Annotated in this window: 16 protein-coding genes; 6 read left to right on the forward strand and 10 right to left on the reverse strand. The window is 71.4% G+C overall.

The features are described 5' to 3' along the window. The first annotated feature begins 43 nt into the window (after nt 1-43). The gene (locus tag AB0M01_RS33985; RefSeq protein ID WP_363676588.1) at nt 44-1,381 is read left to right on the forward strand and encodes a hemolysin family protein; all 1,338 of its coding nucleotides are present in this window, start codon (nt 44-46) and stop codon (nt 1,379-1,381) included. After that, nucleotides 1,378-2,478 (forward strand): hemolysin family protein, encoded by a 1,101-nt coding sequence (locus tag AB0M01_RS33990; RefSeq protein WP_363676589.1) that lies wholly within the window; start codon nt 1,378-1,380, stop codon nt 2,476-2,478. Before AB0M01_RS33985 ends, AB0M01_RS33990 begins: the two co-directional genes overlap by 4 nt. On the opposite strand, the gene AB0M01_RS33995 is transcribed toward AB0M01_RS33990, so the two are convergent. The 4 genes from AB0M01_RS33995 to AB0M01_RS34010 are packed head-to-tail and all read right to left on the reverse strand — an operon-like array spanning nt 2,444 to nt 6,166. Then, the gene (locus AB0M01_RS33995) at nt 2,444-3,262 is read right to left on the reverse strand and encodes a heme ABC transporter ATP-binding protein (protein WP_363676590.1); all 819 of its coding nucleotides are present in this window, start codon (nt 3,260-3,262) and stop codon (nt 2,444-2,446) included. The two genes, AB0M01_RS33990 and AB0M01_RS33995, sit on opposite strands and share 35 nt — an antisense overlap. Then, a complete protein-coding gene (locus AB0M01_RS34000) occupies nt 3,259-4,368 on the reverse strand; it encodes an iron ABC transporter permease (RefSeq protein WP_363676591.1) in 1,110 nt (369 codons plus the stop codon). The genes AB0M01_RS33995 and AB0M01_RS34000 overlap by 4 nt, the downstream gene beginning before the upstream one ends. Then, entirely contained in the window at nt 4,365-5,495 is a 1,131-nt protein-coding gene (locus tag AB0M01_RS34005) for an ABC transporter substrate-binding protein (RefSeq protein ID WP_363676592.1), read from the reverse strand. Before AB0M01_RS34005 ends, AB0M01_RS34000 begins: the two co-directional genes overlap by 4 nt. Beyond that, nucleotides 5,492-6,166, reverse strand: a complete 675-nt coding sequence (locus tag AB0M01_RS34010; protein ID WP_363676593.1) for a biliverdin-producing heme oxygenase — start codon at nt 6,164-6,166, stop codon at nt 5,492-5,494. The genes AB0M01_RS34005 and AB0M01_RS34010 overlap by 4 nt, the downstream gene beginning before the upstream one ends. A gap of 24 nt (nt 6,167-6,190) precedes the next feature. On the opposite strand from AB0M01_RS34010, the gene AB0M01_RS34015 reads away from it, so the two are divergent. Genes AB0M01_RS34015 through AB0M01_RS34025 form a run of 3 tightly spaced genes read left to right on the forward strand, consistent with a single transcriptional unit; the run spans nt 6,191 to nt 10,373 of the window. Further along, on the forward strand, nt 6,191-6,931 hold the full coding sequence (locus AB0M01_RS34015; RefSeq protein WP_363676594.1) for an LPXTG cell wall anchor domain-containing protein: 741 nt from the start codon (nt 6,191-6,193) through the stop codon (nt 6,929-6,931). Continuing rightward, the gene (locus tag AB0M01_RS34020; RefSeq protein ID WP_363676595.1) at nt 6,928-10,083 is read left to right on the forward strand and encodes an HtaA domain-containing protein; all 3,156 of its coding nucleotides are present in this window, start codon (nt 6,928-6,930) and stop codon (nt 10,081-10,083) included. Before AB0M01_RS34015 ends, AB0M01_RS34020 begins: the two co-directional genes overlap by 4 nt. Then, nucleotides 10,083-10,373, forward strand: a complete 291-nt coding sequence (locus AB0M01_RS34025) for a DUF2470 domain-containing protein (protein WP_363676596.1) — start codon at nt 10,083-10,085, stop codon at nt 10,371-10,373. Before AB0M01_RS34020 ends, AB0M01_RS34025 begins: the two co-directional genes overlap by 1 nt. Here AB0M01_RS34025 and AB0M01_RS34030 read toward each other — a convergent pair. The 6 genes from AB0M01_RS34030 to AB0M01_RS34055 form a co-directional block, all read right to left on the reverse strand. Continuing rightward, nucleotides 10,350-12,143, reverse strand: a complete 1,794-nt coding sequence (locus AB0M01_RS34030; RefSeq protein WP_363676597.1) for an ATP-binding protein — start codon at nt 12,141-12,143, stop codon at nt 10,350-10,352. The genes AB0M01_RS34025 and AB0M01_RS34030 overlap by 24 nt on opposite strands. A gap of 1 nt (nt 12,144) precedes the next feature. Further along, nucleotides 12,145-12,837 carry a response regulator transcription factor gene (locus AB0M01_RS34035; RefSeq protein ID WP_363676598.1) on the reverse strand — a complete coding sequence of 231 codons (693 nt, stop codon included), beginning with the start codon at nt 12,835-12,837 and terminating at the stop codon, nt 12,145-12,147. A gap of 389 nt (nt 12,838-13,226) precedes the next feature. After that, the gene (locus tag AB0M01_RS34040) at nt 13,227-14,495 is read right to left on the reverse strand and encodes an ABC transporter permease (RefSeq protein WP_363676599.1); all 1,269 of its coding nucleotides are present in this window, start codon (nt 14,493-14,495) and stop codon (nt 13,227-13,229) included. Further along, on the reverse strand, nt 14,492-15,160 hold the full coding sequence (locus tag AB0M01_RS34045) for an ABC transporter ATP-binding protein (protein ID WP_363676600.1): 669 nt from the start codon (nt 15,158-15,160) through the stop codon (nt 14,492-14,494). Before AB0M01_RS34045 ends, AB0M01_RS34040 begins: the two co-directional genes overlap by 4 nt. Beyond that, nucleotides 15,157-16,407: a peptidoglycan-binding protein gene (locus tag AB0M01_RS34050; RefSeq protein WP_363676601.1), complete on the reverse strand. Its 1,251-nt coding sequence runs from the start codon at nt 16,405-16,407 to the stop codon at nt 15,157-15,159. Before AB0M01_RS34050 ends, AB0M01_RS34045 begins: the two co-directional genes overlap by 4 nt. Beyond that, nucleotides 16,404-17,027 carry a hypothetical protein gene (locus AB0M01_RS34055; protein ID WP_363676602.1) on the reverse strand — a complete coding sequence of 208 codons (624 nt, stop codon included), beginning with the start codon at nt 17,025-17,027 and terminating at the stop codon, nt 16,404-16,406. The genes AB0M01_RS34050 and AB0M01_RS34055 overlap by 4 nt, the downstream gene beginning before the upstream one ends. Before the next feature lie 130 nt (nt 17,028-17,157). On the opposite strand from AB0M01_RS34055, the gene AB0M01_RS34060 reads away from it, so the two are divergent. Next, on the forward strand, nt 17,158-18,273 hold the full coding sequence (locus AB0M01_RS34060; protein WP_363676603.1) for an NAD(+)/NADH kinase: 1,116 nt from the start codon (nt 17,158-17,160) through the stop codon (nt 18,271-18,273). Nucleotides 18,274-18,302 lie beyond the last annotated feature (29 nt).

Raw genomic sequence — 18,302 nt, forward strand, 5'->3', positions numbered from 1 at the left:
CGCACTCCGCGGTACCGCGGAGTGCGCCTTGTAGGGTCGATCCATGCTGATCCTGATCGGCCTCGCGCTGATCCTGGCCCTGACTGTTGCCACCGGCTACTTCGTCGCCCAGGAGTTCTCCTACGTCGCCGTGGACCGGAACCGGCTGCAGGGCCTGGCCGACGAGGGCAACGCGGCCGCGGCCCGGGCCCTCAAGGTCACCGCCCGGCTGTCGTTCGTGCTGTCCGGCGCGCAGGTCGGGATCACCGTGACCGCCCTGCTCGCCGGGTACGTCGCCGAGCCCTACCTCGGTGAGGGGCTGCAGAAGATCCTCGGCGGCGCCGGCGTCCCGGAGGGGGTCAGCCTGACCATCTCGGTGATCGCGGCGCTGCTGCTGGCGACGATCATCCAGATGGTGTTCGGCGAGCTGGCCCCGAAGAACCTGGCGATCGCCCGCGCGGAAGCGATCGCGCTGCGGCTGTCCCGCTCGACGCTGATGTACCTGACGGTGGCCGGGCCGGTCATCCACCTGTTCGACGCGACCTCGAACCGGATCCTGCGCCGGGTCGGGATCGAGCCGGTCGAGGAGCTGCCGCAGGGCGCGACCGCGCAGGACCTGGACCGGATCATCGCCACGTCGTACGAGCAGGGCCTGCTCGACCGGGACACCACCCGGCTGCTCGACCGCGGGCTGGACTTCCGCGGCCGGATCGCCGGGGAGGTGATGATCCCGCGGGTCGACGTGGTCACCGTGCACGAGGACGATCCGCTGACCCGGGTGGTCGAGCTGCTCGACACCGGGCACAGCCGGTTCCCGGTGGTCGCGTCGTCGGTCGACGAGGTGGTCGGCGTGATCGCGGTCAGTGACGTGGTCGAGGTGGAGCCGGGCGACCGGCACCACGTGACGACCGGCTCGCTGGCGTCGCCGCCGGTCGTCGTACCGGACACGCTGCCGCTGCCTGCCGTGCTGGAGCAGCTGCGGACGACGCACCGGCAGCTCGCGATCGTGGTCGACGAGTTCGGCGGGTTCGCCGGGGTCGTGTCGCTGGAGGACATCGCCGAGGAGCTGGTCGGGCCGATCCGCGACGAGGACGACCTGCCCGAGGGCGACCTGGTGGTCAACGGCGACGGCAGCTGGACGTTGCCGGCCCGCTGGCGGCTCGACGAGGTCGAGGAAGCGACCGGCATCTCGCTGCCGGAGGACGAGGACTACGACACGGTGTCCGGACTGGTGATGGCACGGCTCGGGCGGATCCCGGTGGTCGGTGACGAGGTGGTGATCGCGTTGCCGCCGCGCTTCGACCACGACGGGCGGCAGGTCCCGCTGGAGCGCGCCCGCGTGACCGTCCAGACCGTACTGCGGCACGTCCCCGGCCTGATCGTCCTGGAGCGGCTCTCATGAGTACGACGGTCGCGCTGCTGATCTCCCTGGTCCTGCTGATCTGCAACGGCTTCTTCGTGGCGGCCGAGTTCGCGCTGGTCGCCTCGAAGCGGCACCGGCTCGAACAGGCCGCGGCCGAGGGCAGCCGGTCCGCCCGGGCGGCGATCGCCGGAGTCAGCGAGCTGTCGCTGATGCTGGCCGGCGCGCAGCTCGGGATCACGCTGTGCACGCTGGGTCTCGGATCGCTGTCCGAGCCCGCGGTCGCGCACCTGCTGCATCCGCTGTTCGAGCTGATCGGCTTGCCGGAGAACGTCGGGCACGTGATCGCGCTGATCATCGCCGTCGGCGGCATCGGCCTGCTGCACGTGCTGCTCGGCGAGATGGCGCCGAAGTCGTGGGCGATCAGCGACCCGGAGCGGTCGGCGCTGATCCTCGCGCTGCCGTTCCGCGGGTTCACCTACGTGTTCCGGCCGCTGCTCTCGGTGCTGAACTGGATCGCGAACGTCTGTGTCCGGGCGGTCGGCGTCACGCCGCAGAACGAGATCGCCAACGCGCACGGCCCGGACGAGCTGCGGCTGCTGATCGAGTCGTCCGGTGAGCACGGCACGCTCGAGGCGGCCGAGCACGACCTGCTGACGGCGATGCTCGCGCTGCAGAACACGACGGTCGCGCAGGTGATGACGCCGACCGCGCAGTTGGCGACGGTCCCGGCCGAGGCGACCGCCCGCGAGGTCGAGGTCGCGAGCCGGCAGCAGGGCCGGTCGCGGCTGGCCGTGGTGTCGGTCGAGGCGCGGTTGCTCTGCGGGATCGTGCACGTCCGCGACGCGGCGCGCGCGACCACCGGTGGTGGCGACACGTTGCACGCGTCCGACCTGATGACCGAGCCGCTTCGCCTGGCCGCCGGTACGCCGGTGGCGGCGGCGATCCGGGTGATGCGCGAGAAGCGGTCGCAGCTGGCCGTCGTACAGGCTGATGACGGGTTCCCGGTCGGCGTGGTCGCGCTGGAGGACCTGCTGGAGGAGGTGATCGGGGAGTTCGACGACGAGACCGATCCCATCATCACCGCCGCGCGAGAGAGCAGTATCACCGCCGAGCGGGAGAGCGGTCGGGAAGGATGATCGGCGCCCCGGTCATCGGGTGCGGCCAGACCTCGACCTGGTGCTGGTAGACGTCGGTCACCAGCTCGGCGGTCAGTACGTCGGCCGGTGACCCGTACGCCGCCAGCCGGCCGCGCGACAGCACGGCGACGCGGTCGGCGTACCCGGCGGCGAGGTTGAGGTCGTGCAGCACGATCACGACGGCGTCGCCGTCGGCCGCGCGCTGACGGGCGAGCTGGAGCACGTCCTCCTGGTGGTGCAGGTCGAGCGCGGCGGTCGGCTCGTCGAGCAGGAGCAGCTGGGTCTCCTGCGCGAGGGCTCGGGCCAGCGAGACGCGGGCGCGTTCGCCGCCGGACAGGGAGTTGAAGACGCGGTCGGTGAACGCTTCCGCGTCGGCCCGCTCGAGCGCCGTACGGATGGCGTCGGCGTCGCGGTCGGCGCGTTCGGTGCGGTCCCACGGGGAGCGGCCCATCGCGACGATTTGGCCGACCGGGAACGGGAACGAGATCGTTGCCTGCTGCACCATCACGGCCCGGCGCATCGCCGCCTCGACCGGAGACCAGTGGCTCAACGGCTCGCCGTGCAGCTCGACCGCGCCTTCGTCGGGTGCGAGGTCGCCGCTCAGGACGCCGAGCAGCGTGGACTTGCCGGCGCCGTTCGGGCCGACCAGGGCGACGACCTCACCGGTGCGGACCGGCAGCGTGACCTGATCGAGGATCTGGGTGCCGCCGAGCGTCACCGAGATGTCGTGGGCGGCCGCGATCGTCGTACCGGCGTCGAGGCGGTCGGGCAGGCGGCGTCTCATCCCCAGCCTCCTTGGCGGGCGCGGGTGCGGCGGAGCAGCCAGAAGAAGAACGGCGCCCCGACCAGCGAGGTGATCATGCCGATCGGCAGGTCGGCGTTGCGGATCAGCGTGCGGGCCAGCAGGTCGGCGCAGATCACCAGGACGCCGCCCGCCAGAGCGCTTGCCGGGAGCAACAACCGGTGGCCGGGTCCGGCGATCATCCGGATCAGGTGCGGGACGACCAGGCCGACGAACCCGATGATGCCGCTGAACGCGACGCTCGCGCCGACCAGCAACGCGACCACGACGATCGCGACCAGCCGGAGCTTCTCCACGTCGACGCCGAGATGACTCGCGGAGCGGTCGCCGAGCGCGAGCAGGTCGAGGCGCCTGGCGAGCACGAACGCGGCGGCCAGGCCGACCAGCGTGAACGGCGCGACCGCGGAGACGGCCTGCCAGGTGGCGCCGTTCAGGCTGCCGAGCTGCCAGAAGACGAGCTGCTCGCGGGCGCTGGTGTCGGCGATGAACGTCGCGAACGAGATCAGCGTGAAGGCCAACGAGTTGACCGCGATGCCGGTGAGCACCAGCGTCACGACCTCCGTGCGCCGTCCTGCGCGCGACAGGCTGTGCACGAGCAACGTGGTGGCCAGGCCGGTGCTGAACGCGGCGGCCGCGATCGTCCAGTTGCCGAGCCAGGTGACGCCGGTGACGATCACCAGGCTCGCGCCGACCGCGGCGCCGGACGAGACGCCGACCACGGACGGCTCGGCGAGCGGGTTGCCGAAGACGCCTTGCATGAGGGCGCCTGCTGTCGCCAGTGAAGCGCCGACGAGCACCGCGAGGGCGACGCGCGGGAAACGCACCTTCCACAAGGCGTTGTCGCCCTGCGGGTGGTGCGGGAGCGGACCGAGGTCGAGCGGGAGCCGCAGGTGCAGCAGGCTTTCGAGACCGCTGTCGATGTGGTGTAGGACCGAGCCGATGATTTCGGCCGGCGGGATGGGTAACTGACCGACACCTACGGCGACGACAGCCATCAAAAGCAGGGCGATCGTCAGGCCGGTGAGGAGGCCGGCCGAGCGCAGGCGGCTCCGCCGCTGCGCGGGTGCGGAGGTGGTTGCCGGGGTCAAGGGGCGGCAGGGGTGTAGGCAGCCTTGGCCAGCGCCTCGACCGTGCGGCCGGTGCGGGGGCCGAAGCTGAGCAGTTCGGTGTCGTTCATGTCGACGATCCGGCGGTGCTGACCGGCCGGGGTCTGCGCGATCCCGGGCAGTTTCAGCAGCCCGTCGACGCCCTTGAGCGATTTGAGGCCCTCGGTCATCACGAGGATCAGGTCCGGCTGCGACCGGATCAGCGCCTCGCTGGTGAGCGGGACGAACGGTTTCGTCAGCCCGATGTCGGTACCGGTGTCGACGCCGCCGATCGCGGTGATCATCGCGTCCGCGCCGGAGCCGGGGCCGCTCATCAGGTAGACGCCCGCCGAGCCGCGCACGTACAGGAACGTCATCCGCAGCGGTTTCGCGCCGGCCGGGGCGAGGCCGAGGGACGTCACGATCTCGTCCTGCGTACGGCGTACCAGCTGCTCACCGCGCTGGGGAACGCCGAGGGCGCCCGCGACCGCGCGGATCTGGCTGGGGATGTTGTCCATCGTGCGGGCGTCGTCGAAGAAGACCACCGGGACGCCGGACGCCCGCAGCTGCTCGAGCACCTCCGGCGGGCCGATGCTCTTGTCGGTGAGCACGACGGTCGGGTCGAGCGCGAGGATCGCCTCGGCGTTCAGGTCGTGCGCGGACGGCGTGACCTTCGGCAGCTTCGCGGCCTTGGGGAAGCCGGTGGAGGTGTCCCGGCCGACGACGTGGTCGCCGAGGCCGAGGCTGAAGACGATCTCGGCGAGGGTTCCGTACAGGTCGACGGCGATGATGCGGCTCGCGTCCTTGACCTGGACCTGCTTGTCGTCGCAGGACTTCACGGTGACGGGGAGCTGCGGATCGGCGCCCTCGACCGGGTCGATCGAGTGGTCGGCGAGGGTCGCGGTCGACGGGCCGGTCAGGGTGTGCGGGTCCTGCGCGCCGGTCGTGGGAGTTGCCTTGGGTAAGGGTTTGCCGTCGGCGCCGGTGCTGACGGCGAAGCCCTTGACGGCCGGGAGACAGGCGTCGACGACGCCGGGAGCGGCGGCCTCCTGCGAGGCGGCCGGGCCGGCACAGCCGACGGTGGTGAGCAGTGCGGCCACGACCAGTGCGGCCGGCGGTCGGAGCTTCACGAGGCGACCTGCGGGTGGCGCGGGAGCACCAGCTCGGCGATCGACGTGAGGACGTCGACGTTGAAGCGGTAGGCCAGCAGGACCTCCTCCAGCACCTGCTCCTGCTCGCGCTCGTCGAAGCCGGTCTCGTCGAGCAGCGCCCGGTACCGGTCCTTGAACGGCTTCACCGCCGGGATCTGCTCGAAGGTGTAGAACCGCACCCCGTCCCGCTCCAGCCCGTACGCCGACGCGACCAGCCGGCCGATCGCCTGCCCGCCGGACAGGTCGCCGAGGTAGCGGACGTAGTGGTGCGCGATGAACCCGCCCGGCCAGGTCGCCAGCTCGTCCAGGCGGTCGGCGTACCGGCGGGTGGCCTCGGTCGGCTCCGGGATCGGGACGCCGGCCGCGCGCAGGAAGGCGAGATCGGCTTCGAGCGCCAAGCAGCGGTTGAGCTGCGGGAAGTGGAACGGGCCCGCGATCAGGTCGTCGGCCAGTCCGGCCCCGACGCGTTCGAGCGCCTGGTAGATGACCGCGTGCTGCGCCACCAGCGCGGCGTACGCGCCGAGGTCGAGGCGGCCGGTGGTGAGGGCGGTCAGGTAGGTGCTCCCTTCGGCGTCTCGGTGCAGGCTGAGACTCCGTTCCCGGAGGCGCTGCGAGAACGGCTGGGCGGTGGAGCCGAATGGTGAGGTCACAAGACTTAGGTTAACCTAAGTTAGGTGAGGCTAACCTATGCGTGTGTCGCTGGACTGTTGGTCGGAGGGATCTGGGGGATCTGGTCGGTCGCGAACGCCGCACCGGCCGCGACCGGTCCGCAGGGGCAGGTGGTGACCGTGTCGCGGAGCCAGGGACTGGACCCGGCCGGGACCTCGGTCACCGTGCGCGGCCGTGGTTTCGACCTGAACAAGGGCATCTACGTCGCGTTCTGCGTGAACAAGGGCCCAGGGCAACTGCCGTCGCCGTGCCTGGGCGGCGTGGACATGCAGGGCGCCTCCGGCACGTCGGCCTGGATCTCGTCCAACCCGCCGTCGTACGGCGAAGGGCTGGCGACGCCGTTCACCCGCAGCGGCGGCAAGGGCTCGTTCGAGGTCCGGCTGACGGTGAAGGCCAAGGACCAGTTCACGAACTGCCTGGACCAGAAGGTCGCGCCGAACGGGTGCGTGATCGGCACCCGCGCGGATCACACCAGGACCGCTGACCGGACCGCCGACGTGCTGATCCCGGTCAGCTTCGCGGGCGCCGGGTCCTCGAAACCGAGCGCGACGCCGACCTCGTCGACCACGCTGGCCAAGCCGACCGTCACCGACGACAAGACCACCCCGGTGAAGCAGCAGCAGGGCGGACCGCTGGCGAACACCGGCGGCACCACGATGTCCCTGCTCGTCGCGGCCGCCGTACTGGCCGTCGTCGGCACCACCACGATCCTCGCCACCCGCCGCCGCAAGGAGCCCACCGCATGACCCGCCTCCGTGGCTTGTTCGTCGCCCTGGCAACGCTGGTTGTCGCTTCCGGTAGCGCCTTGTCCGCAGTGGCTGCTAACCCTGTGGTCTTCGAGCCCAAGCTGGAGGTCTCCAAGACGACCGGCGTGGCCGACGGCGAGGAACTCACCGTCCGGGGCTCCGGCTTCGACCCGGCGGCCAACCTCTCGACGCGGGTTCCGGTGACGCCGGGGCAGCCCGCCGGCGTGTACGTCGTGTTCGGTTCGTTCGCCGACGACTGGCGGCCGTCCACCGGTGCCGACTCGACGACGCGGACGCTGCTCGACACCAAGTGGGTGCTGCCGCAGGCGTCGTACGACCAGGTCGGGACCGACTTCCCGAACCAGAAGCCGCGGCTGGTGCTGCTGAACGCCGACGGGACCTTCGAGGTGAAGGTGAAGGCGAAGATCGTCGCCGAGAACCCGCGCAACTACGGCGTCTACACCTACCCGGGCGGCTCCGCGGTCAATGCGGCCCACGAGCTCGCCGTACCGGTGACGTTCGGGAGTGGCGGTGACCCGGAGCCGGAGGGACCGCCGGTCGGCAGTCTCGACTGGGGGCTCAAGGCATCGTTCCGGACCTACATCGAGGGCAGCATCGCGCACGGCTCGATCACGATGCGCGAGCCCGCCACCCGGAACGCCGACGGCACGTTCCGCTTCCCGGGCGGCAGCGGCACGGCCGAGCAGGTCGGCTTCACCGGCGGCGTCTACTTCAAGGGCCACGAGATGCAGGCCGGCAACCCGCTGCTCGAGGTCACCGTCACCGACGTCCGGGTCACGACGAGCGGGAGTGCCGGGACCGTGATCGCCGACGTGGTCAGCAAGAGCCTGGAGACCGGGCAGCCGACGACGTACGACGACGTGGTGCTCGCCGATGTCGACTTCAGTGCCCACCCGGTGGTGGTCAAGGACGGCGTGGCCACCGTGACCGCGGCACCGACCAAGCTGACCGCGGCGGGGGTTCCGGCGTTCGCGAACTTCTATGCGGCCGGGACGGCGCTCGACCCGATCAGCTTCTCGGTCGCGCTGACGACGGCGCCGGTCTGGACGCCGAAGCTGGAGCTCCTCGGTGCCGACGGGCAGCCGCTGGGGACCGTGCCTGCTGCCGGGGCGACCGTGACGGTGCGCGGGAGTGGGTACGACCCGGCCGCGAACCCGTCGACGCGGCCGCCGGTGACGCCTGGGTTGCCCGCCGGGGTGTACGTCGTGTTCGGGAGTTTCGACGAGGTGTGGCAGCCGTCGAAGGGCGCTGCGGCGGGGACGCGGCGGGTGCTCGACCAGAAGTGGGCGCTGCCGGACGCTTCGCGGCCGGGGGCGGCGAATCCGGCGTACGTGACGTTGACGCCGGACGGGACGTTCGAGACGACGCTGACGGTGAAGCCCGCAGACACGGCGAGCGGGACGTACGGCGTCGCGACGTACGCGGCGGGTGGGGCGCTGCCGAACGCGGCGCAGGAGCTGTTGAAGGTGGTTGCCTTTGGCAACGCTGTGAAGCCTGCGTTGACGGTTTCGCCGGCGGTCGATCTCGCGGATGGACAGGCTGTTGTGGTGAAGGGGACCGGGTTCGCGCCTGACCGGGCGCTGTACGTCGCGCAGACGCCGCAGGGCACGGTCGGCGAGTCGAACCCGTCGCCGTTCTCGGGTGCGCAGCGGGTCGTCACCGGAGGGGACGGGACGTTCGAGGCGACCGTCGAGACGGCGGTGACCTTCACCAACGAGGGCGTCGACGTGGACTGCCTCGCGATCGCCTGCCACATCGCGAGCTTCAACTCGCCGCTGGCCTCGGACAACGAGGTCGTCGACCATCGCGGCGACCGGTCCCAGGACGTGTTCCAGAAGATCACCTTCAAGCCCGCCGGGCCGCAGCCGGTCCTGCCGGTGGTGACGACGCAGCCGGTCGCGGCGTCGGTGGTGGCCGGGGGCACCGTGAGGTTCACCGCGGCGGCGACCGGTACGCCGGTGCCGACGGTGCAGTGGGAGCGCAGCGCTGACGAGGGGAAGAGCTGGGCTCCGATCGCGTCGCCGTCCGCGGTGGCACCGGCGTTGAGTCTCGCCGGGGTCACGGCGGCGGACGACGGGTCGCGGTACCGCGCGGTCTTCAGCAACGAGGCAGGGTCGGCGACGTCTTCGGCTGCTGTGCTGACGGTTGTGGAACCTGCGGTGAAGGTGTCGCCGGACGAGGTGCTGCCGGGGGCTGAGTTGCTGGTCGAAGGGACGGGGTTCCTGGCCGGTGCGAAGGTGACCGCGGTGGTCGATCCGGAGTCGACGCCGGGCGCGCCGGAGTTCAGCTTCTCGAACGGTCACGGGCAGACGGTGGTCGTGAGTGGGCCGGGGCTGAAGGTTGCCGGGGGCAAGCTGGTGGTGGCCGAGGGGGCGAAGGTGTCGGCGCGGATCAGCGGGCTGGCGAACAGCAAGGCCAACACCGTGGCGGCGCCCAGCGGGTTCTACCTGCTGACCGCGGTCGACAACGGGCCCGGGAAGCAGGCGTCACCGGCGATCGGGGGCGCCGACATGAGCGGCGCGTCCGGGACTTCGCAGTGGATCACGAACTATCCGTACGCCGGTTCGGAGGAGCTGGTGGTGCCGATCGGGGGTGATCTGGTGGCGACGACCTCGGTGGAGGTGAAGTCGTTCGACGAGAACACGAAGTGTGCCGAGGCGGCGAACGGGTGCGTGCTGTACCTGCGGGCTGATCATCGGTCGACGGGGAATCGGTCGTTCGATGTGCGGATTCCGTTGGTGTTCGGTGGGGAGCGGCAGGCTGCGGTGGGTCAGTACGTGGCTGGTGCTGACGGGAAGGTGAGCTTCCGGTGGAAGGTGCCGGCGTCGTTGGCGGTGGGGAAGCATGTGATGACGGTGGCGGCGGGGGAGAATGTTGCTAGTGGCAACTTCTCTGTGAAGGGGGCTGGTACACCGACGCCGACGCCGAGCCCGACGCCGACGGCCGGTCCGACGCCGACGGCGGCGCCGACGAGCTCGGAGCCGCCCGTGAGCGACACCCCGACCAAGCCGACGGGTGCTTCATTGGCCAGCACCGGCGGGGCGACGTTCTGGCTGCCGGTCGCGGGTGGCGTGCTGTTGCTGGCTGGTGCCGCCTTGGTGCTGGTGGCTCGACGGAAGAAGGCGTCCTGATGACCGACCCGTTCACCCCCGACGTCGTGACCGCCGTGCTGCGGCACATGAACGAGGATCACGCGGACGACTCGCTGCAGATCGTCCGCGCCCTCGGCGGGTACCCGGACGCGGTCAGCGTGCAGCTGGCCACCATCGACCCGGCGGGCGCCGTGTTCGCGGTCACCGTCGCGGCGGGCGGCGTCGTACGGGTGCAGCTGCCGTGGTCGGAGCAGATCGTCGAGCGGCCGCAGTTCCGGCGGGAGTTCGCGCGGATGCACTCCGAGTCAGTCGGAGGTGCCGAGGGGTAGCCGGACGGTGAAGGTCGAGCCCTGGCCGAGGGTGCTGCGGGCGGTCACCTGACCGTGGTGCGCCTCGACCAGGCTGCGGACGATCGCCAGGCCGAGGCCGCTGCCGCCGGTGTGCCGGTTGCGCGACTGCTCGGCGCGCCAGAAGCGGTCGAAGACCTTGGGGAGGTCGTCGGGGGAGATGCCGGTGCCGGTGTCGATCACGTCGATCACCACGTCGCTGCCTTCCCGTCGGCCGGTGACACGGACGCTTCCGCCCGCCGGTGTGAAACGCAGGGCGTTCACCACCAGGTTGCCGACGACTTGGCGGAGCCGGACCGGGTCGGCTTCCAGCTCGAGCTCCCCGTCCGCCCCAGCCGGCGCGGACGGGGAGGGGGCGGAGGTGAGGGTGACTTCTGCGGCACCTGCCTCGGAGTGGTGGGCGGCGACGACCTGTTCCAGCAGGGTCGGCAGGTGGACGCGTTCGGGGTGGATGCGGAGGTTGCCGGCGTCCGCCGTCGCCAGGTCGCGGAGGTCGTCGATGATGTGCTGGAGCAGCGCGGCCTCCTCACTCAGGGACTGGATGAACGCCTGGTCGGGCTTGGTGACGCCGTCCTCGACCGCCTCCAGCCAGCCGCGGATGTTGCTCAGTGGCGTCCGCAGCTCGTGGGCGATGTCGCTCACCATCGCGCGCCGCAACGCCTCCGTCCGGGCGCGGCTGTCGGCGAGTTCGTTGAACGCGGCCGACAGCTGCCCGATCTCGTCGCGTCCCCGCACGCGGACCCGGACCGACTCGTCCCCGCCGGTCATCCGCCGCGACGCCCGGGTCAGCGCCCGCAGCGGCTGCACGAGCCGGAACCCACCCGCGACGGTGATGATCACCGTGATCAGCAGCACCGCGGCCGCGACCCCGGCGATCCGCTTCTGGTTCGCGGGCGACAGGTCGAAGCCGGCCTCGGCGCGGCTCGGGGTGTTCACGAACAGCCGCGCCAGCGGAGCGACGTACGGGTCGAGCTGAGTCCGCCGGGACTGGGTGACGCAGGCTTCGATCCGTTCACCCGGTACGCCGTCCGGCGGGACCGGGCCGCTGACGTCGGGGTCGAAGACCGACCAGGTCAGGTCCGGTTGCAGCTTGACGGTGAACTGGATCTTCTGGCCGGCCAGGCAGGTGTTGATCAGCGCCTGCAGATCGCTGTACGGCTTGCGTTCCGAGCGGGTCAGCTGATCGAGCACGCCCTGGGTGTCGCAGCTGCTGATGGTCGCTTCACTGGCGCCGACGATCCGCGGCCGGCCGGTCGGCGCGGTCTGGATGATGCCGACCCCGGTCCGGCCGCGCACACAGTTCAGGACCCGTTTCGCGACGTCGCCGAGGAACTTCTGGTCGGCCGCGTTCAGCTTGAACGGGCCGACCACCCGCGGGTCGATCCGGTCGGCGCCGCCGAGATCGGGGTCGACCGCGAACGGGTCGATCGTCACCGACGATGCGCTGGCCAGGTCCTTGGCCGGTCCGGCGATCAGCTTGCGGTCGTTCGTGGTCAGCGTGATCTGCCGGCCGGTCTCGCGGCTGAGCTGCTCGATCAGCGTGCCGACACCGGGCCAGGCGGCGTGCGTCGCGGCGTACCCGAGCAGGGCGTCGTAGATCTTGCTGTCGTCGGCCAGCGCCCGGCCCTGCTCCTGCTGGATCGCGACCGTCGTACTGCGGGCCGCCAGCCACGCCGTCGCCGCGATCGAGCAGAGCGAGACCAGGACGGCGCCCGCGAGCAGCCGGACCAGGATGCTCCTGCGGGCCGCCATCTCAGGCGTCGGTCAGCTTGTAGCCGACGCCGTACACGGTCAGCAGGCGGACCGGACGGCGCGGCTCCGGCTCGATCTTCTTGCGCAGGTTGAGCACGTGGGTGTCGATCGTGCGGGTGGTGATGTACTGGTCGATGCCGTGCAGCTGCTCGAGCAGCTGGGCCCGGGTGAAGACCCGGTGCGGTTTCGCGGCCATCGTCGCGATCAGGCGGAACTCACCCGGCGTACAGGCGACCTTCGTGCCGTCGGCGTACAGCTCGTGGCGGTCCAGGTCGACGGTCAGCCCGCCGACGCGCAGCATCTGGTCCGGCTCGGCACTGCTCGGAGCCTGCCGGCCGCGCCGCAGCAGCGTCCGGACCCGGGCCGCGAGCTCGCGCGGGCTGAACGGTTTGGTCATGTAGTCGTCGGCACCGAGATCGAGACCGAGCAACATGTCGTCCTCCTCGGTCCTTGCCGTCAGCATCAGCACCGGGAGGTCGGACTCGCGCCGCAGGATCCGGCAGACATCCAGCCCGTCGACCCCGGGCAGCATCACGTCCAGCACCAGCAGATCCGGCTGCAGCCGGCGCACCTGCTCGAGCGCGGCCCGCCCGTCACCGACCACAACCACCTGGTGATGCTCCCGCTCGAGGTACCGCCGAACCAGCTCGGCCTGCTTCGCGTCGTCCTCGGCCAGCACGACCTGCGCACACATGGTCCCCACTGTAGGTCGGCCAGTCGTTGCTCCCGGCACACTCACGCCAACCGGGACGAGATCCTGACAATCGGCGTTGTCTACCCCGGGCACACCAACCACCGCCCCCACTCGTCGCGGCCCTGACACCCGCCGCCCGTTGCACCCAGCCACCGCCCTCACCTCGGCCGCCAACCGCAGAGGCCCGCCGCCCCCTTCACCCCAATGCCCACGGGGTGCGCCAGCCGCCCACCCGAACGCGACTTTGAGCACCGGCCAGTCATTTCTGGACCGGCAAAGTGGCTGGCCGGTGCTCAAAGTGGGGATGGCGGGTCGTGGATGGGGCGACTTTGGGCACCGGTCAGGCGTTTTTTCGGCGCTGGAGTGGCTGAGTGGTGCTCAAAGTGGGGTCAGTCGGCGGCGAGGGCTTCGGTGGGGGTGAGGAGCGACGCCCGTACGGCGGGGTAGACGCCGGCCAGGACCCCGACGGCGATCGAGGCGCCGATGCCGGCCAGCAGGGCGTTCGCCGGGATGACGACCGGCCAGTGCTGCGAGTTGGCGTAGGCGATCACGCCGAGGATGCCGAGGCCGGCGCCTAGCAGGCCGCCGATCGTGCAGAGCACCACGGACTCGGTCAGGAACTGGCCGCGGATCTGGCCGCGGTTGGCGCCGAGGGCGCGGCGGAGGCCGATCTCGCGGCGGCGTTCGAGGACGGAGATCACCATCGTGTTCGCGACGCCGATGCCGCCGACCAGGAGGGCGACGCCGGCCAGGCCGAGGAAGAGGGTCGAGAACGCGTTCTGGGTGATCCGCTGGGCGGCCAGGGCCTCGGACGGGCGGCTGACCTGGACGAGGCCGGGCTGCTCGGGGTTGAGGGTGCGGCCGAGGACCGCGCGGACGTCTTCGAGGGAGGCGTCGGTGGCGCGGACGTAGACGACCGACGGGCGGCCGTCGAACCCCAGGGAGGTCCTGGCGGCGTCCCAGCCGACCAGGACGGACTGCTCGACGTCCGGCGCGAGTGGGGAGCGGGCGAGGACGCCGACGACGGTGAACCAGGTGTCGTTGAGCAGGATCCTCGGCTTGGGCTGGCCGGGTGGAAGGTCGGTGATGCCGAGCCAGGTCGCCGCTTTCGCGCCGAGGACGACGGTCGGGAAGCGTTCTTTGGCGGGGGTGAGGAAGCTGCCGGAGTGGATCTTTGCTCCGAGCAACGGGAGGAGGTTGGGTTTGCTGGCGAGCACGGTGATCCCGGTGCTGCCGCCGTCGACCTTGTCCGTACGGCGAACGCCGGCGTGCACGTTGGCGACACCGCTGACCTCTTGCACGGGGCCGATTCGCCCGGCCATCCCGATCGATGCCGTCGGCAACCCGGCGGGCTGGTCCTCGCCTTGGTTGGGGACCGCCGCGGCCCGGAGGAGGTCGGGGCCGAGGGAGGCGAGCTCGTCCATGACGGCTTGCTGGCTGGAGGCGGGGATGCCGGTGACGACCACGACGGTGGCGATGCCGATGGAGATCCCGAGGGCGGAGAGGGCGGCGCGGAGGGGTTTGGTGCGGAGTCGGGTGAGTCCGAGCAACAAGAGGTCGGAGAGCGCCAGCCGCACCGGGGAGCTGGCGGCTGCGCCGCTCGTCCGCGCGGCGGCGCCGCGGCGGGATCGGGGGGCGAGGCCTCTCAACCCCCTCATCCCTCCACCAGGCGGCCGTCGCGGACTTCTACTTTTCTGGGAAGCTGGGCCGCGATCTCCCGGTCGTGGGTGATCACCGCGATGGTGGTTCCGGTGCTGTTCAGGGTGGTGAGGAGGTTCAGGACCGCCTGGCCCGTCGCCGTGTCCAAGGCGCCCGTGGGCTCGTCGGCGAGGACCAGCGCCGGGTTGTTGACCAGCGCCCGTGCGATGGCGACGCGTTGGCGTTCGCCGCCGGAGAGTTCGTGCGGGCGATGGGTCGCCCGGTGCGAGAGGCCGACCTTGTCGAGCGCCTCCAGGGCCAGCGGCTTGCGCCGGCGGCGCGGCGTGCCGGCGTACAGGAGGCCGGTGGCGACGTTCTCGGTGGCGGTGTGGCCCTCGGACAGGTGGAACTGCTGGAAGACGAAACCGATCGAGCGGCCGCGGAGTGCGGAGAGCTGGCGGTCGGAGAGGGCGGTGACGTCGTGGCCCTGCAGCTCGACCGTGCCTGCGGTCGGGCGGTCGAGGGTGCCCATCAGGTTGAGCAGCGTGGACTTGCCGGAGCCCGACGGGCCGACGATCGCGAGCAGCTCGCCGGAGTCGATGCGCAGCGAGACGTTGTCGAGGGCACGCACCCCACCGGCGTACTGCTTGACCGCGTTCCGCAGCTCGACGACGGGGGTGCTCACGACGTCGTCACCACCTTCTGGCCGGCCTGCAGCCCGGTGCCGGTGATCTCGACGTTGCCGGCGGCAAACATTCCGGTCTTGACGCCGACCAGTGACGTCGCGGTGCCGTCGACGACCTGTACGGCGTACCCGCCCTCGCGGAGCGCCAGCAGCGCGGCGACCGGTACGACGAGCACGCCCTTGCGGACCGCGCCCGGGACGGTGACGGTGGTCGGCCCGGAGTCGATCCCGCTCGCGGCGGACTGCTGGTCGAGGGCGATCGTCGCGGTGACCTGCGGCTTCTTGGTGCCGTCGGCCGGGTTTCCGTCGCTCGGCGGCGGGGCCGCGTCGGTGCTGACCGCGCGGACCGTGCCGGTGGTCGCCTTGCCGTTCGGGAGCGTGAGCTTCACCTTCACCCCGGCCTGGACCCCGGCGGTGTCGTCGGCGTCGAGCGGGAGCGTCACGACCTTCTCGGTCGAGGTGACGCCGAAGACGTCGGCCGGCGCGGGATCACCGAGGGCGACGGCGATCGAGTCGATCCGGACGGCGTTCGGGAGCACGACGACCGAGGCCGGGTCGAGGACACCGGTCTGGTCGAGGTCGAGCGACTTCTGCCACTGCTTGATCGCCTTCGTGGTGGCGGGGGTGAGCTTGTCGCTGCCGGTGGTGCCGAGGAAGCCGAGGGCGGCGAGGTTCTGCTTGACGACCTTCACATCCGGGCCGGCCGGGGGTTTGGCGGGTGGGTCGGCGGGGGTGTTCGGCGGTGGGCCGGACGGGGATTTGGCCGGGGAGTCGGGTGGAGAGTTCGGCGGGTCGGCGGGGTTGTCGTCGGGCGGTGGTGTCTTCTTCGCCGGCGGTGTGCCGAGGGTGCGGAAGAGCGGGGTGCTGCCGTAGAAGAGCACGACCGGTTTGTCGTCGACGCGCAGCAGGACGTCGCCGCGGTCGACAGTGGTGCCTGGTTTCGGCAGCCAGGTGATCGTGCCGGTCGCGCGCGTCTTCACGGTCTTGCGGCCGCCGTACCCGAGATCGCCGGAGAGTTCGCGGGCCTGGGAGAGGTCGGTGCGCTGGATCGCGACGGTCTCCGCCGGGTCCGGGCCGTCCGCGGCAACCGCGGGCGGGGGCTTGTCGAAGACGCGAAAGCCCGCGTAGCCGGCGCCCGCGACCAGCACGGCGCCGAGCGCCAGCGCGACGGCCCGCCGCGAGCGCCCGCGGCCGGGGCTGCCCGCTCGACGCGGCGCGTCGGCGGGCGGCGTACCGAGGGTGCTCACTTGCCGGCCACCTCGCGCTGGCACTCGGGGGTGAGGTCCATGCCCTTGCGGATCGACTCGGCATCGTTCTGCGGGCCGCCCAGCGACGGGCCGACGATGCCGGTGTCGGCGCCGGTCGACAGCTCGACGTACTTGACGCCCTTGTTCTTCAGGCACTGCACGACCTTGCGGCCGAAGTCGAGCGCGTCCGGGTTCTTCGCGTCGATCTCCCAGGCCGGCAGCGGCAGCTTGTTCGCGCAGGTCGCACCTGCCTTCTTCGCCTTCTCCGGGTCGGTGGTCCGGCCACCACTGCCCAGTACGCCGGACTCCTTCGGCTTCGACCGCTCCGACAGCACGTCGATGCCGTTCTCCTTCATGCAGACCAGGTAGCCCTGGTACAGCCGGTCGCGGTCGGCGGCGGTCATGTCGATCCGCTCCCGGACCCGCCCGGCGTCCGGGTCGGCGGCGGACTGCTGGCCCGACGGCTTGCCGGTGGCGGCCTTGCCGGGCGTCGGCGTGGTCAGCGTGGCGATCTCGGGCGTCTTGTCCGCCGTACCGGCCGACGAGCTGCCCCCGCAGCCGGTGGCGAGCACCGCGACGAGGAGCAGCGGAGCCCAGCGGATCAGTCGTGTCGTGGTCATACCGGCCACCCTGCCGATCGAATGTCAGGGAAATGTCGGCCGTCGGTGGCGATCTTGTCCGGAAGCCCTACGGTGGTGCAGACAGGGCCGGAGCATCCGCCGGTCCCGCCGGGATCAGAAGGAGAACACCGTGCCCATCAGTCGACTCGGTCTGGTCGTGCACCAGGGCCGTCCGCTGGCCGTCCAGGCCGCCGACGTGGTCCGTGCCTGGTGCAAGACCAACGACATCGGCTGCACCGACATCGACGTCTGGAAGCAGCACGAGGACCGCCGCGGCGGGATGGACGAGCTGCACCACGCCGGCAACCCGGACCTGGTCGTCACGCTCGGCGGCGACGGCACCTTCCTGCGTGGCGCCCGGATCGCGGCCAAGAACGACGCGGCCGTGCTCGGCGTCGACCTCGGCAAGGTCGGGTTCCTGACCGAGGTCGCCTGCAGCGACGTCGAGGCGGCGCTCGAGGCCGTGCACCGCGACGAGGCAACGATCGAGCAGCGGATGACGCTGACGATGCGCGCGTCCCGGGCGTTGGAGATCCCGTCCGGCATGGACGCGCTGCTGCGGTACGGGCACGGCCCGGCGCTGCCGCCGCCCGCCGTACGGCCGGAGACGGATGCGGACGGGTGGGGTGTCGCGCTCGATGTGACCGCGCTGAACGATGTGGTGCTGGAGAAGCTGGCTCGGGACCACCAGGTCGCGCTCGGCGTCTACCTGTCGGGGCGGCTGCTCGCGTCGTACTCGGCGGACGCGGTGATCGTCGCGACACCGACCGGCAGTACGGCGTACAGCTTCGCGGCGGGTGGACCGATCCTGTCGCCGACCACGGAGGCGATCGTGTTCACGCCGGTCGCGCCACACATGACCTTCAACCGGACCGTGATCGCCGCCCCGGACGAGCCGATCGGGCTGCGGGTGCTGCCGCACTCCGGGCAGGCCGCGGTGAGCATCGACGGGCAGCTGCGCGGTGTGCTCGACCCGGGCGACTGGATCGGGGTGTACGGGTCGACCCGGCCGTTGCGGCTGGTCCGGCTGCGGCCGACCGACTTCTACGGGCGGCTGCGCGACCGGTTCCGGCTCACCGACGCGCCCGCGACCGGGATCGACGGCGAGTCGGACGCGGTCTGGGTGCCCAGCGGCGGTGAGGTGCCGGCCGACATGGCGCACCTGCGGCTGCCGTCGGCCACGCCGGTACCGGATCTGCCGGCGGGGGAGGCCTGCGAGGTTCCCGAGGACGAGCAGACCAGCTGATGAAGTTGTCTGGTCGGCTGGGCAGGTAG

This window comes from Kribbella sp. NPDC051770, assembly GCF_040681455.1.
GTDB lineage: Bacteria > Actinomycetota > Actinomycetes > Propionibacteriales > Kribbellaceae > Kribbella.

Coding starts and splice junctions, on each gene's coding strand:
- AB0M01_RS34020 (WP_363676595.1), top strand. CDS start 6,928: ATGACCCGCCTCCGTGGCTTGTTCGTCGCCCTGGCAACGCTGGTTGTC.
- AB0M01_RS33990 (WP_363676589.1), top strand. CDS start 1,378: ATGAGTACGACGGTCGCGCTGCTGATCTCCCTGGTCCTGCTGATCTGC.
- AB0M01_RS34035 (WP_363676598.1), bottom strand. CDS start 12,837: ATGTGTGCGCAGGTCGTGCTGGCCGAGGACGACGCGAAGCAGGCCGAG.
- AB0M01_RS34030 (WP_363676597.1), bottom strand. CDS start 12,143: ATGGCGGCCCGCAGGAGCATCCTGGTCCGGCTGCTCGCGGGCGCCGTC.
- AB0M01_RS33985 (WP_363676588.1), top strand. CDS start 44: ATGCTGATCCTGATCGGCCTCGCGCTGATCCTGGCCCTGACTGTTGCC.
- AB0M01_RS34025 (WP_363676596.1), top strand. CDS start 10,083: ATGACCGACCCGTTCACCCCCGACGTCGTGACCGCCGTGCTGCGGCAC.
- AB0M01_RS33995 (WP_363676590.1), bottom strand. CDS start 3,262: ATGAGACGCCGCCTGCCCGACCGCCTCGACGCCGGTACGACGATCGCG.
- AB0M01_RS34055 (WP_363676602.1), bottom strand. CDS start 17,027: ATGACCACGACACGACTGATCCGCTGGGCTCCGCTGCTCCTCGTCGCG.
- AB0M01_RS34040 (WP_363676599.1), bottom strand. CDS start 14,495: ATGAGGGGGTTGAGAGGCCTCGCCCCCCGATCCCGCCGCGGCGCCGCC.